Genomic DNA, 13,661 nt, shown 5'->3' with positions numbered 1-13,661 from the left:
GGTCGATCGTCGGGCCGCCGTGCTCGCGCCAGGTGCTGATGAACGAACGCTCGACGTCGGCGACCAGCGGGCCCTGTACCTCGATGTGAGCGTCGAGCCAGGGGATCCGCTCATGCGCCGTGTGATCGTGGATCGCTACCTCGCCAAAGCCGCGATAGTACCCGTCGGCCACGTTGCGCCCCGAAACGATCGCGTGGACCCGTCGACGATCCACAGCTTGCGGTGGTCCCGCGTTGCTTGAGCCGCGACGGATCGACGTCGCGACGCGACTCGATGCGCCGAGGACCAGCACGTCGATGTTGGGCTCGGCGGCCAGCGCGAGCAGGAGGGGGTTGTTGCGCCCGACGACCTCGGTCTCGGAGTACAGCGCGTCGACCATGAAGCGCACACGGACCCCCGCCCGGGCGCGCTGGATCAGCGCCACGACCAGGCGGTCGGCGAATTCATCCGGGCGCACAATATACACCTGCAGGTGCACCGAGCGCCGCGCCGAGCCCACCAGCGCCAGCAGGCGCTCACGCGCGCGCCCGTTGTCGAGCTCGGCGTGGAAGTCGTTGCCCGCGACCAGCTCCGATTCGGTGGCCTGATCGAGACGCCAGGTGATGCGGTCCGCTCGCTCGCGCTGCTCGTGGAACGCCAGCCCCTGCGCCCGATGAGCCACCGTGAACGCCGCGCTGCGAGTGCCCTCCAGGGCGGCGTCGGGCGTCAGGAAGGTCACCGCGGATGGGCCACCACGCGGGCTGGCCGCGAACTCGTCGCTCACGACCATCGTGATCGGCACGCCGCGCCCCCGCAGCCGACGCACGGCCGTGGCGATGAACATCGCGCCGAAATCGGCCTGCAGGTTGCCGAGGTCCTGCCGCTCGGTCGACACGGTCAGCATCGCGGCAGCGGGGAGCGCATGGGCGGCGAGCGCCTCGCGGATCTGCGGGTCACGGTTCTTGGCGTGGATGTCGAAGTACGCCAGCTCGAAGCCAGCAGCGACGAGCGCCCGCAGCGAGGCCAGCGCCGGGCCGGCGCCGACCTCATCGGCCAGCAGCAGCGCGGCGTGGAACAACACCACCGGGCGCGTCCCGGTCACTTGCAGCAGACGTTGACCGACCAGCGCCGAGGCCAGATGACCCGAGGTGCTGGAGAGCTCGACGCCGACCGGGTACACGCCCGTCGCGGGGGCTCGCACGACCGCGTGGATCTCGGACTCGCCAGCGACCGCGACCTCGGCGACGACGAGTCCTCCGAGAGTGAAGGTCGCCCGCTCGGCGAGCGTGCCCGCGACCCCGAGCCGGGCCCGCAGCTCGACCCATTCGCCGGGGCCGGTGAGCGCATCGTGCTCGAGCGCACCGATGAGCTGACGGATCGCCGGTGTTCGCACCCAGCGGTCGAGCGTCGAGTCGAGCGCATGCGTGGCCACATCGATCAGCCGCAGCTCGGGCTCTCCCGACGCGGCCTCGCCGGGTACGAGGTGTCCCAGGAGCTTCTCGATGCTCGCGCGCAGGCTGGAGCGCTTGGGGTCGGCCACGCGCAGCAGGATACCCTCGCAAGGCAAACAATTGCGGATCGCACCGGTGTGGGCGCCGATCGAGCCGGGCCTGTTTCCGCTCCAGCGCGGATCACGGGGGGATCGCACACACGCCGATATCCTCGTCGCCGGGAGGGATCGGCATCATCGGGTCGAACCATTGCACGCACGCCTGGTCGGGGTTCGGACAGGGGGCGCCCGGGAACTTGCAGTAGGGCGTACAGCAGCCGGTCGGCCCCTGCTGTCACGCGCTCGACGCCGTGGCGGTGTCACGACAGACGAGGCCAGGGTCGCAGCTGTTGGTGAACTCGCAGGGGTCGTTGACCTGCCCCTCGACGCCGCTGGCATCCGGCGCGCAAATAAATCCCTCGGGGCTAGAGAGACACAGATCGCCATTCAGGCAGTCCTGCAGCAGGGGGTCGCAGTCCCGCAGACACACGACTACCACGCCTTCGTTGACGATCACACAGCTGCTGCCCTCGGCGCACTGCGGCTCCGACGGCGTCCCGGTGCACTGGGCGATGCAGGTCCCGTGCAGCTGGTCATCGACCTCCCAGCAAATGTGACCGAACGCGCAGTCGTCGACGCCGCTGACCTTGTCGCCCTCGACCGTGCACGGGTCGCCCGCCACCCCGTCGCCCGTCACCTTGACGCATATTGTACCGTGCCAGGTGCTCCCCTTGCACCCCCAGGGGACACACTTTTCGCCTGCGCTACAGTTTTGCTCGAAGACATCGCATTCGGTGAGGCGCACCTTCTCGCCGTCCGGCAGGGCGCCCGCGAAGCACCCCATGCCGCCGCCGTCCGGCGTGACGATGAAGCCCGTCGCGTACGTGGTCTCTGTACTGGAGGTCGATACCTCGGTCCCCACCGACGCGGTGGTGGAGCCGCCCGTGGTGGGCGCGGCCGTGGACGTGTCCGTGACCTCACTGCCGGCCGCCACGGTGCTGCCGTCCCCGCTGCTCTCACCCGCGGGCACGGACGGAGGCCCGCAAGCCGCGAGTTGAAGGAGTGCAGCCAAGGGAATACTGCGTGGATAGATAGGCATGGCGATATGCGGCCAGCCAGCCGCGCGATTTCCACCATACCACAAACCGGGCCCCAGAAGCCACGCCCAAGTTGCCGGAATGGAGCTCGGGGCCCACGCCCGGCCGCCGCTCACCCGCGCGGGAACATATCCTCAATCCCCCGCAGCAGCGCCTCCGGCGAGCCCGGGAACGGGCGCTGGCGACGAAACCAGCTTTCATAACATTCTGCCAGCGGCAGCCCGGTGACTCCGCCGCATGGCGGCGCCAGAACGCGCCCCACCACCCCGGCGGCTCCTGCTTGCCCGCGCCGCCGTCGTCCCACTCCGTCGCGCGTCCGGTCTCGCCGGCGTCGACCAGCGAACCCACCATCTTCGCGTCCGCGTAGATCCTTTCGATCTGTGCCCCGATCTCCACGATCGCGTCCTCGTCGGGCTCGCCCTCGCTGGTCGCCTTGTAGATCTGCACCGTCACGCGGATCGGGAAGCGCTCGTCGCGTTCGATCGCCAGGCCGTCGATCTCCGTGAAGGGCCCCTCCACCGCCCCGTGCCCGATCACCGCCGCCTCGATGTCCGAGAAGCCGCGCTCGTACTCCATCATGCTCATGTCACAATCCAGGTCCATATCCTCCGCTACATACTTCAGCGGCACCTGGATCAGCAGCACCGCGCTCGCGGCCAGGGCCGCCGCTCGCTCGCCGGGCCCAGCCCCGCCGCCTGTCCCCGGGGTCAGCACGTCGCTCGCGCGCTGGCCCGTGAACGGCGCTCGCTCGCCCGCCTGGTTGAACAGCAGGCGCTGCCCATAGCTCGCGCCCGCGTCGTAGGCGTCGCGCTGATTGTCGATCACCGTCGCGCTGGTCCCCTCGCGCGTCACGACGATCGCCAGCACCGCCGGCTGACCGACCCGCGACTGATAATTGAAGATCACCGGCGTGAATGTAGCGATCCCCGCCCGCGGCACCGGCAAGAAGCACGCCTGCGCGGAGACCAGCACGTGGCTGTCGCGCGGCGCCAGCAGCGATCGCCGCGGCCCCGCCCACGAATCCCCGCGCGTCAAGAAGCGCCGCAGATCGCCGAGATATGTCCGCAGGTCGACCGTCTGCAGCGCCTCGCCGCGCTCGTTGCCGACGCGCAGCAAGATCGACTCGATCGGCAGGTCGCAGCTGCGGTCGCCGAAGTTCGGGAACCGGATCACCGGCATACACGTGAGATACGGCCGCCCGCGGTGCAAGCTCTGCACCTGGATCGTCATATCGCTGATATTGGGCCCGACCGCCGAATCCTTGTAGCGCGCCGAGTCCTCCCAGGTCACGTGCAGGACCTGCAAGCCGAGCTGCTCCAGCTGCCGCGCCGCCGGCCCCTCCGGCCGCATGCGCGCGACCTCCTGCACCACCGCGTGGAAGGTCTCTGACGTCGAAGCACCGCCTGCCATGCCGGCAGGATAACAGCGAATCAGCCCGTCCGATAGGGCGCCACAGCCCGCCGCCACCACGCGCAGATCTCGGGATCGCCCCCAGCCGCGCGCACATGCACGGTCCAGTCCTCACGACATCGCTCTTGGCTAAATCCCGTGCGCCGAGGCGCGAGGTCGTTTATCAGCCATTTGCCATCAATCAACGTATGGGCTCCGTCCAAGCTCTGCTCAATCGTGTGCCCGACTGCCGCATACTCTTTGGAGAACATCGCGTCGACATCCAGATTGGCGAGTTCGTGCTTCCCATCGCGAAACATCTCAGTGAACTCCTCCGGCTGACGGAGCGGCCGGGACCGGTCTGGCCTCAGGTAGCCGTCGAGGTCCAACCGCTTCATGCGCCCGCGCAACTCCGATCCCAGGCGGTTAAGAGCGACGTACGGGGCGTAGCTAGCCATTTCAGCGCGCCAGTCTGGCTCGACTCCCCATGCTGGTGGCCAGCCCGCTCGTGCGAGCAAGTTCTCGATGCAGTAACCCTTCCAACGAAACTGTGGCCCAGGATATGGTGCGTCGAACTGCATGGCTACCTCGTTCAGTCCCCGGCCGTCGCCGTCCAGCACGCCGAAGACGCCGACGACACCTGCCTTCCGAGCGACTTCGATACGCTGTTCGACTTCCTCAGACCCTCCCAGTGAACGGATCAACACACCATCATGGAGCACTCCATTCGCGGTCTCATCTGCATCGATCGCCCCCAAAAGTGCCAATAGGACCGGCGGATCGGTCTTGCCCTCCAGATAGACAATCACACCACGCCCAGGCGCAGCGCTCTGAAAATCGTCGACGATCCGGTCCAGGACTGCCTTACTGCTCATGGCCAGCCCTTGCGCAGCACGATCTTCGAGCCGACCTCGCCAAGTCCGAAAAAGTGGCTGCTCTGCGTGGCGAGTATCACCTGGCCGCCACGCTCGCGCTGGAGGTCACAGATGAAGCGGAACAAGGTCGATTGCCAGGCATCGTGAAGATGCAGCTCGGGCTCATCGATGAGCACCAAAGCCCCCGGACTCCAGCGTCGATGCAAATCGGCTGCAAATAGCAACACCTGTTTTTCACCGCTGCTGAGCTCCGGCATGCCATGCATGGTGCCATCCGCGGTGCGGACCATGAGATTGCCACGCTGCCAAATAAGCTGCTTGCCCCCTCCGACAAAGCGGTGGAACGCATCGGCGTAGGCCGCAAAATGTGTCGCGTGCTCGGTTGTACCTTCCTCCTTCGCGCTCAGGTCTTCAAACCGCTCCCACGTCAGAAAGTTGATCAGGGACTCCTCATAGGTGCTGGCCGGCACGAAGCGCCATGCCATCTGATTCGGATCCGCAGGTCGCTCCAGACTCCTTTTGTTCGATGTCGGAAATACGAGCTGCCGATCCGTTGGGAAATAAATGACGCGCGGCATCGCCCCCCGCGCAATCAGCACTGGATTCTTCGCGGCCTCCAAGAATTCCAGCCAACCATCGGGGGCACGAGCCTCTGGACCCCGCCTGCCGAGCGCGTAGCAGCCAGGAAGCGCGTGCGCGTGCTGGAATTTCTCATCCCCGATCACGAGGCGAAGCGAACGATGCCCCCCCAGTTCTTTGCTGCGTACGCTCAGATGGAGACAGAGCTCCCGCGCCCCGGGGAACATGGCGCGCTCGTTCAGGCGGGGATACTCCAGCCCCGCGAACACCCCGAACAACCCCTCGAGCAGCGTCGTCTTCCCGCTCCCGTTCGCCCCCGACGAGCACGACGTCCGGGATCTTGCCATCCCATCCCAGCCCATCTTCGGGCCAATCGAGCTTCTGGATCGACCGGTAGCCGGCGACATGCAGCCCGGTGATTTTCAGGCTCGGCGCCATCGCCTCGGGTGCCTGGGGTTCGTCGACCATGCCCGGCAGGGTACAGGCTCGGCCGCGAGCGCTCAAGCGCGCTGCCAGGTTACTCGCGAACCAATACCTCACAGCGGCCACAACCGGAGTCGCGGCCACCGCACGGAATCACAGGCGCCGTTCCCATCCCGCTCGTGATCCCGAATCAGCCCGGCGCCGCCGCGGCGCCGGGCCATCACGCCTCACAGCCGCAGCGCGCCGGTGCGCAGCAGGTAGGTCAGGCGCTTGCGCTGCTCTCCCGTCAAGAGTGCGTGGATCTTCGCCAGCGCCGCCTGCACGGCGGTTTGCAGGCGCCCGGCCGAGTGCACGCGCTCGCCCGAGACCTTGCTGGCGGCCGCCTCGTCGAAGCTCTCGCCCGCGAACAGGTCGGCGTAGGCCGCGGTGGTGCGCCGCTGGTCGACCTCGGCCTGGGCCCGCTCGGTCTTCACCGTGTCGAGCACGACCGCGAGATCGGCCACCTGGCGCTCGTCGAGCTCGAGGCTTGTAGGCGAGGAAGCGCAGCGGCCGGCGCACGCCGAAGGAGCCGCCGCCGTCGCCGTCAGGTCGCCGCCGCCGCCGCCGAATGAATGGCCGTTGCCGTGGTCCTGGCCGCCGCCGCCGCCATCGGACCCGCAGCGCCCGCCGAACCAACGCCGGCCGTGGTTGCGCTCGTCGCCAGACGAGGTGTGGCAATGGGAATGAGGTGTCCAGCAAACCGATGCGTGGCCCGTTGCCACGCCGCATAGAATGGATGCATCACGATGTTCTCCTCGTCAGGGCTGATCGCACCCGACGGGTAATCGACGCGGGCCCCATGCCTCGCGCCGCCTCCGAGTATTGGCCGGGCCTGGCGCGCTGTCAACGGCCCGTTGCCAGGTTGATCGATCGGCGCGCTTTGGCGCGAACGCCCCGCCGATCGTCCGCCCGGGTCGCGGAGGCGCGAGCTCACTCGTCGAGCACGAGGACATTGGTGATCTGCATCGCGGCCTCGAAGTCCTCCCATTGCCACACCAGCTGGTTGTCCGGCGTCAGCTCGACGAGGTGCGGCCCGGTCCCCACGCGTCGTGTCCGAGCCAGTTGGCGACGACGATGTTGCCGTCCGCGAGCAGATCGAAGCCGGAGAACCAGTCGAGGCCGACCCGCGGAAACATCGCCTCGCCGCCGAGCTGCTCGACGACGTCACCGGCGGGCGACAGGCGGACCACCAGACAGCGGCTCGCCCGCCGTCGCCAGCGTGTCGCCGCCGGGCAGGCGCTCGGCCGTGTAGCCCTTGTCGGGCAGCGGCGCCTCCCACACCACCGCGCCGGTCATGTCCACCTCGACCACCCGGTTCGGCAAGATCGCCGTGAACAGCAGGTGGCCGTCGTCCAGCACGCGAACCAGGCGCAGCTCGAGCATGCCGGGCACGGTCAGCGTCTGCACGAGCGCGCCGCCCGGGTCGACCTCCGTGAACTTCACCTCGCCGTTGCCCTGCATGCCGAGCAAGGTGTTGCCACCCGGCAGGCGACGCGCCGTCTGCACCCCGGAGAATCCACCAGACCGACCAGCCCTCGCTGCCGTCGGCCAGCGCGAGCTCGAGGGCCCCGGCGCCGTGGCTCAGCAGCACCTGATCGTCGTCGACCAGCTGCAGGTCCCGCGCACCGCCGGGGATCGGCACGCTCCAGCCGCCGCCGCCCGGGTCGACCAGCAGCAGCTGGTTCTTGCCGTTGTCGACCGCGAGGAATCGCCGCGGCGTCGCGGCGCCAGTGCTCGCCTCGCCGCTGCTCGCCTCACTCCCGTCGCTCGTCGCAGCAGCGCCGCTCGTGCTGCCCTCCGCGCCGGTGGTCGGCAGCTCCGTCGTGGCGCCCGCGCTGCCGGTCCCGCTCCCGCTGCTCGCCGCGCCCGTGCTCGCCGCGCCCGTGCTCTCCGCCGCGGTAGTATCCCCCGGCTCTCCGCCGCAGGCTTGCGCGAGGAGCACGGACAGGACCAGGCCGAGAGGACGCACCATCGGCGCACGGTACCCGCCCGCCTGCCGAGCCGCAAGCGCCGCACCTGGCCTTTGCGACCTGTCCCTTCGAACCGCTGACACGTCCGCTGTGACGGGCCGCCCGCATGCGCCGCCCGCATGCGCCGCCCGCATGCGCCGCCCGCATGCGCCGCTGATACGGGCCGCCGCTACAGGCCGCGATCCATGCGCCGCTACGGACCGCGCCGCGTCGCCAGCGTCGCGGCCAGCAGCATGAGCCCGCCGCCGAGCGCGAGGCGCCGCAGATCGGCCTGCTCGCCGAAGATCGTCAGCGCCGCCGCGACCGCCAGCGGGATCTTCAAATTATTGAGCACCGCGAGGGCGCCCGGCGTCACCGTCACGGCCCCGCGGTTCCACAGGAAGAACCCCAGCCCCGAGGCGACCACCCCGAGGTAAAGCAATGTCCACACCTGGCCCGCGCCGAGCGTCGCAAGACCACCCCAGCCGCCCGTCGCGCTCACTGTCAGCGTGCACACCAGCAGCCCGCCGAGGTACAGCCACGCGAACACCGCGTGGTCGCGCACTGCCAGCGCCCGCCGCCGCATCTGGCGGTACGCGACCTGACCGAAGGCGAAGCACAGGCACGACGCCTGCACGAGCGCGAAGCCCAGCCACGCCGCCCCGACGTCCCACACCCGCGGCTGCAACACCGCCGCCCCGACCACCGCCAGCCCCGCGAGGAGCAGGTTGCGCGGGTCGAAGCGACGCGCCCACGCGTCGTGCACGAGGCACACGTAGAGCGGCGTCGTCACCGTGAACAGCGCGACCTGATGCGCCGCCGCGTAGCGGAACGACGCCAGGTAGCCGGTGTACATCAGCCCGTACTGCACCGCACCGATCAGCACCAGCCACAGCGCCTGGCGCCACGGACGACCTGGCCACAAAGACAGCTCACGCCAGCGCAGGAACGGCAGCAACAGCGGCAGCGCGAGGGCCAGCCGCGCCCACGCGACGAGGTTGGGATCGAGGCCCGCGAGCTGCTGCTTGATCAGCCCGAAGGACAGCGCCCACAGCAAGGTCGCAACGATCAGCAGGGGCATGCGCGCCGCGACAGTACGCCCCGATGCTCGCCCGCAGCAACCACCTTGACCCGCTCACTTCATTCGCCGCGGCGCACGAAGGGGTTCTTCCAGGTCGGTCCCCGTCGGCGCCTCAGGACGGGCCGGCTTGCGCTTGCTCGCCTTCGCCGGCGCGGCTGCCCGGACCGGGCGCACAGCCGGCGTCGGCTCCGGCTCCGGCGCCTCCGGGCTCGCAACGACCACGGGCTCCGGCGGCGCCACCACGGGCACCACCGCGGGCACCGGTGCCACCGGAGCTGTCTCTTGCGACATGTGCATCCAGACAGCCAGCGAGCCCGAACAACAGCCCACCGCCCAGGCTGACCAGCGCGACCCACGAGCGCGAGCGAGGCCGCAACGGCGGCGCCCCACGCTCGCCCATCACCGGCGTCCGCGGCGAGGCCACGGGCACCGGCACTGACACTGACACCGGCACCAGCACACCCCGCCCCGCCAGCGCCCCGCTGTGGATCGCCTGCGTCAGCCGCTCTGGCGGCTCCTCCGCCCCCGCACGCACAACATCATGCGAACGCCCCGTCACCGGCCGCCCCGCTGGCGTCTGCACCGGCCGCGCAACCGGCAGCGGCGCCGAACTCCCACGTTGTGGCGCCTGCAGCTTGTTCGCCGTCACCGGCCGCGCCGCGGGCTGCGGCGCCTGCAGCTTGTTCGCCGTCACTGGCCGCGCCGCGGGCTGCGGCGCCTGCAGCTTGTTCGCCGTCACCGGCCGCGCGCTGCGCCCGTTCGCCACTGCCCGCCGTTCGCCGTCACCGGCCGCGCCGCCTTCTCGACCGAGCGCAACGAGGGCGGCCGCGCCGTCGCCTGCATCACGTAGTCGAGCGCCTCCTCCATCGCCGCGGCGCTCTGGAAGCGCTCGTCGGGGTCCTCGCGCAGCGCCTTGTACAGCAGCCTGAGCAGCGCCGCCGGCAGCTCGTGCATCTCGCCGAGCGCACGGATCCCGCCCTCGTCGGGCAGCTTGCCGGTGAGCAGGCGGATCATCAGCACGCCGGTGCTGTAGAGGTCGACCCGCGGGTCGGGCCGCTGCCCCGCCTCGATCTCCGGCGCCATGTAACCCGGCGTGCCGAGCAGCACCCCGGCGACCGTCTGCGGCGCCCGCCGCTGCTCCTCCGCGCCGAACAGCTTGGCCAGCCCGAAGTCGACGACCTTGATGAAGTCGGGGTCGCCGTCGACGGTCACGCGGATGCAGTTGCCCGGTTTCACGTCGCGGTGGATCACCCCGCGGCGGTGCGCCTCGGCGATGCCCCGACACACGTGCCGCGTCATGTGCACGACCCGCTTCCACGGCAGCGGCCCCTCGCGTCGCAGCGTCTGCGCCAGGTCCTCGCCCTCGAGGTACTCCATCACGAAGAACATCCGCCCGTCCGCCGTGCGCCCGAAGTCGCTGATGCCGACCACGTTCTCGTGGTGGATCCGCGCGGCCGCCCGCGTCTCGAGGATGAAGCGCTCCTCCGTCGCCGCGTCGCCGCGGTACTGCGGGTGCATGATCTTGATCGCCACCCGCTTGCCCAGGCTCAGGTGCTCGGCCAGCACCACCTCGCCCATCCGCCGTCGCTCAGCCGGCGCAGCACCTGATAGCGGCTCTCGAACACGCCGTGCTCGAGGCGCAGGCTCGCCGGCCACAAGCTCGCGTCGTCGTCGTTGTGAGAGGGCTCGACCATCGCTCGCGTGCCGCAAGGATCTCGCGCACGAGCGCCGACGTTTGGCAAGCAGCCCCGCGCGCCCGCGCGCCCGGCCGCACCGCGCTCGCAGGTCGTGACCGGGTCGACCGAGCGCGCCCGCCACGCCGCGAGCGACGCCTCGCAAACTACGCTACCGTCCCGAGGTGCCGCCGCCCGTCCGCAGCACCGCCCCCGACCGCTGGCTCGGCGGCGGCCTCGTCCTCAGCGCCGCGCTCGCGGTCCTCACGAGCCCCGCCGCGGCCCAGGCCGACAGCCTGCAGATCGACCTCCAGGTCAACCCCGAGCGCGGCTTTCAGGTCGTGCAAGAGCTCAGCTACGAGGTCATCGTCGTCGGCAGCGACGGCTACCTCGCCGACCTGCGCCTGCGCGTCGCCCTGCACAACGCCAGCAACCGCGAGCAGGACACCGTCGTCAGCCTGGCCCTCCCGCGCGGCGCCGAGATCCACGGCCTGCAGGTCGCCCGCGACGGCGTGTGGACCCCTGGCAAGCCCGCGGGCATCGCCGCCGACCCGGGTCGCCGCGAGCCCGGCACCGTCGTCGTCCGACCGATCGCACCCGTCGCCGACGGCGACCTCCCCGGCGCCGAGCTCGTCGCCTTCAGCCTCGACCCCGCCACCACCACCCAGGTCGAGCTCGCCCTGCGGGCCCCCGTGCGCCTGCGAGGCGACCGCTGGGAGCTCGAGCTCCCGAGCCGCGGCGACGAGCGCGACGCCCTCGCCGGCGAGCGCCGCGTCCTCGTCAAGCTCGCCGAGCGCCACCCTGGCAAGCCCGCCGCGGCCGAGCCCGACGCCACCCCACCGTTTTGGGTCGACGGCAGCAGCAACGCCGGCCAGCCCTACCTCGTCACCAGGCCCGAGGACCGCGCCGTCGTCGCCTGGCCGATCGAACAGGGCGCAAAGGCCAGGTCACCGCGTCCGCTCGACGCCCAGCTCGCGGTCCTGCCGGACCCCGGCGACGGCCGCAGCGGCCGCTTCCGCCTCCACCTGCGCCTCGGCGCCGCCGCGCCGCCGCACCCCGACCACATCGTCCTGCTGATCGACCGCTCGCGCAGCACCACCCCGAGCATGCACCGCGAGGCGATCGCCGCCATCGCCGGCCTCTTCGACGCCCTCCCCGCGAGCCTCACCTTCGACGCCATCAGCTTCGCCCGCAAACCCCGCCCGCTGCTCCCCGACGCCGCTCCCGCGACCACCACCGCGAGCACCTCCACCACCTCGACCACCTGGCCCGGCGTCCACGACCGGGCCGCCCGCGAGCGCGTCGCCGCGACCCTCGACGCCGGCAGCCGCGAGCAGGGCACCGACCTCGCCGCCGCCCTCGCGCTCGCCGGCCAGCGCATCGTGCTCCGCGCCGCGAAGCGCCCGCTGGTCCTCGTGATCACCGACGGCATGCTCCCGCTCGGCGCGGGCGCCGGTCCTTTGGGACAGGTCTTTTCAGACAGCCTCGGCAAGCGCCGCGGCGAGCGACCCGAGCTCATCTTCCTCGTCGACGAGCCGATGCTCGCGCGCACCGGCATCGCCGCCGACCACCCGATCGCCCAGCTCGCCGCCGGCCTCGACGCCCGCATCAGCCTCGCCAACCTCGCCCAGTACAGCCGCGACGGCGGCGAGGCCTTCGCCCGCAACCTCCTGCGCGCCCCCGGCGTGCTGCGCGAGCTCAGCATCGGCCTCCCGTCGCAAGCTGTCCTCGAGGACAGCCCACCGACGGGCCTCGTCGCCGGCAACGCGATCGTCCTCGCCGGCACCTACAGCGCCGGACCGCCGCGCGTGCGCGTGCGCGGCAAGCTCGGCAAGACCCGCCAGCAGCTGCAGCCCCGGCCCGAGCGGATGGCCGCGCCCCCGGCCGCGCTGGTCGCCTCGGTGCGCCCCGCCGGCCCCGCACAGGCGGTCGCCGAGGGCTTCGCCCTGCCGCCCTGGTACAACCGCAAGCACCAGCGCAGCGCCCGACTCGGCATCACCTGGGCCGGCCGCGGCCGCGTCGACGACCGCGGCCACCTCGACGAGCGGATCTTCCGCCGCTACCTCGGCACCCGCGTCTTCCCGCGCGCCCGCGTCTGCTACAACCAGGCCCTCACCCGCAACCAGCAGCTCGGCGGCCGCGTGGTCTTCGAGTTCGAGGTCGGCAAGGGCGAGGTGATGCTCGCCACCACCGAGCTCGCCGGCCTGAGCGCCCGCGACGCGGGCTTCGAGCGCTGCCTGCTCGAGGCCGCGTGGATGCTCGACATCCCTGCCGGCAACCTCGACGACCAGATCTACCGCGTCCGCTACCCGCTCGTGTTCAACCCGCCGAAGACCGGCCGCCCCAGCCTCGACGAGGGCGCCCTCGGCAGCGGCACCGTCGAGCTCCTCCTCAACCTCGGTCGCTGACCAATGCAGGCCCCGACCACCATGACGAAGCCCAACCTCGCCGCGCACGCCCGCCGCATCGCGCTGCTGCTCCTCATCGCGGCCTGCAGCCCCACCCCGACCGGCCCCGCTCCCGCCGATATCAATGACCCCGCCGCGACCCTCGCCCGCCTCGCCAGCGAGCCCGAGGGCCCGGGCCGCAAACCACTCTTCATCGCCCTCCGCCGCGCCCCCGCCGAGCGCGCCCTCCCGGTGCTCGAGAGCGGCCTCGCCAGCCCCGACCCCGCCCTTCGCTCCGCCGCCGCCCTCGCCACCGGCCGTCGCAGCGACGGAGCGACCCTCGCCCCGACCCTCATCGTGCTGGCCACCGGCGACGCCGACAGCTCGGTCCGCGTCGCCGCCTCTCGCGGCCTCGCCAACCTGCGCCACGCCGCCGCCTTCGTCCCGCTCCAGCACAACCTGTCCCATGAGACAGCCATCGTCCGCCTCGCCGCGCTGCGGGCCCTCGCCCGCATCGACGCGACGCAGGCCGCCGCCTTGCCCGAGCTCGCCCGCCTCCAGCTCGACCCCGACAACCGGGTGGCCGCGGCCGCCACCAAGATCGCCCGCGGCATCGCCCCGCATTGACGTCGCATGACGATCGCGTGCAGCGATCGTCGCCGCGTCCGCTTGCCAGCCGCGAGGACCCCGGCTAGTACGCT

The 13,661-nt window shown here is 71.1% G+C and carries 13 protein-coding genes; 2 read left to right on the top strand and 11 right to left on the bottom strand.

Going from position 1 to position 13,661, the window contains the following annotated elements:
- The 11 genes from IPJ59_RS10940 to IPJ59_RS10890 all read right to left on the bottom strand — a co-directional run.
- Window positions 1–1,519: phospholipase D-like domain-containing protein (locus IPJ59_RS10940; RefSeq protein WP_293271329.1), on the bottom strand; the 1,519-nt coding region annotated here is incomplete at its 3' end.
- 244 nt (window positions 1,520–1,763) lie between these two features.
- Window positions 1,764–2,498: a hypothetical protein gene (locus IPJ59_RS10935; RefSeq protein WP_293271327.1), complete on the bottom strand. Its 735-nt coding sequence runs from the start codon at window positions 2,496–2,498 to the stop codon at window positions 1,764–1,766.
- Entirely contained in the window at window positions 2,485–3,975 is a 1,491-nt protein-coding gene (locus tag IPJ59_RS10930; RefSeq protein WP_293271325.1) for a hypothetical protein, read from the bottom strand. Before IPJ59_RS10930 ends, IPJ59_RS10935 begins: the two co-directional genes overlap by 14 nt.
- 20 nt (window positions 3,976–3,995) lie before the next feature.
- On the bottom strand, window positions 3,996–4,829 hold the full coding sequence (locus IPJ59_RS10925) for a hypothetical protein (RefSeq protein ID WP_293271323.1): 834 nt from the start codon (window positions 4,827–4,829) through the stop codon (window positions 3,996–3,998).
- Window positions 4,826–5,677, bottom strand: coding sequence for an AAA family ATPase (locus IPJ59_RS10920; protein ID WP_293271348.1), 852 nt, complete (start codon window positions 5,675–5,677; stop codon window positions 4,826–4,828). Before IPJ59_RS10920 ends, IPJ59_RS10925 begins: the two co-directional genes overlap by 4 nt.
- Window positions 5,678–6,058: 381 nt before the next feature.
- Entirely contained in the window at window positions 6,059–6,592 is a 534-nt protein-coding gene (locus tag IPJ59_RS10915; RefSeq protein ID WP_293271321.1) for a Spy/CpxP family protein refolding chaperone, read from the bottom strand.
- Between the two features lie 291 nt (window positions 6,593–6,883).
- Window positions 6,884–7,060 (bottom strand): hypothetical protein, encoded by a 177-nt coding sequence (locus tag IPJ59_RS10910; RefSeq protein WP_293271320.1) that lies wholly within the window; start codon window positions 7,058–7,060, stop codon window positions 6,884–6,886.
- A complete protein-coding gene (locus IPJ59_RS10905; RefSeq protein ID WP_293271318.1) occupies window positions 7,035–7,376 on the bottom strand; it encodes a hypothetical protein in 342 nt (113 codons plus the stop codon). The genes IPJ59_RS10910 and IPJ59_RS10905 overlap by 26 nt, the downstream gene beginning before the upstream one ends.
- Before the next feature lie 657 nt (window positions 7,377–8,033).
- The gene (locus IPJ59_RS10900) at window positions 8,034–8,900 is read right to left on the bottom strand and encodes an EamA family transporter (RefSeq protein WP_293271316.1); all 867 of its coding nucleotides are present in this window, start codon (window positions 8,898–8,900) and stop codon (window positions 8,034–8,036) included.
- Between the two features lie 735 nt (window positions 8,901–9,635).
- Window positions 9,636–10,478, bottom strand: coding sequence for a serine/threonine-protein kinase (locus IPJ59_RS10895; RefSeq protein ID WP_293271314.1), 843 nt, complete (start codon window positions 10,476–10,478; stop codon window positions 9,636–9,638).
- Window positions 10,448–10,594, bottom strand: coding sequence for a hypothetical protein (locus IPJ59_RS10890; RefSeq protein WP_293271312.1), 147 nt, complete (start codon window positions 10,592–10,594; stop codon window positions 10,448–10,450). The genes IPJ59_RS10895 and IPJ59_RS10890 overlap by 31 nt, the downstream gene beginning before the upstream one ends.
- A gap of 164 nt (window positions 10,595–10,758) precedes the next feature.
- Between IPJ59_RS10890 and IPJ59_RS10885 the strand changes: the two genes are divergently transcribed.
- Both IPJ59_RS10885 and IPJ59_RS10880 read left to right on the top strand, forming a co-directional pair.
- Window positions 10,759–12,981, top strand: a complete 2,223-nt coding sequence (locus IPJ59_RS10885; protein ID WP_293259992.1) for a hypothetical protein — start codon at window positions 10,759–10,761, stop codon at window positions 12,979–12,981.
- Window positions 12,982–13,002: 21 nt separating this feature from the next.
- Window positions 13,003–13,587 carry a HEAT repeat domain-containing protein gene (locus tag IPJ59_RS10880; RefSeq protein ID WP_293259994.1) on the top strand — a complete coding sequence of 195 codons (585 nt, stop codon included), beginning with the start codon at window positions 13,003–13,005 and terminating at the stop codon, window positions 13,585–13,587.
- Window positions 13,588–13,661 lie beyond the last annotated feature (74 nt).

The sequence above is a fragment of the Nannocystis sp. genome (assembly GCF_016714285.1).
Taxonomy (GTDB): Bacteria; Myxococcota_A; Polyangia; order Nannocystales; family Nannocystaceae; genus Nannocystis.
The sequence above is the reverse complement of the archived record's forward strand: the minus strand, read 5'-3'. Positions and strand labels throughout refer to the sequence as shown.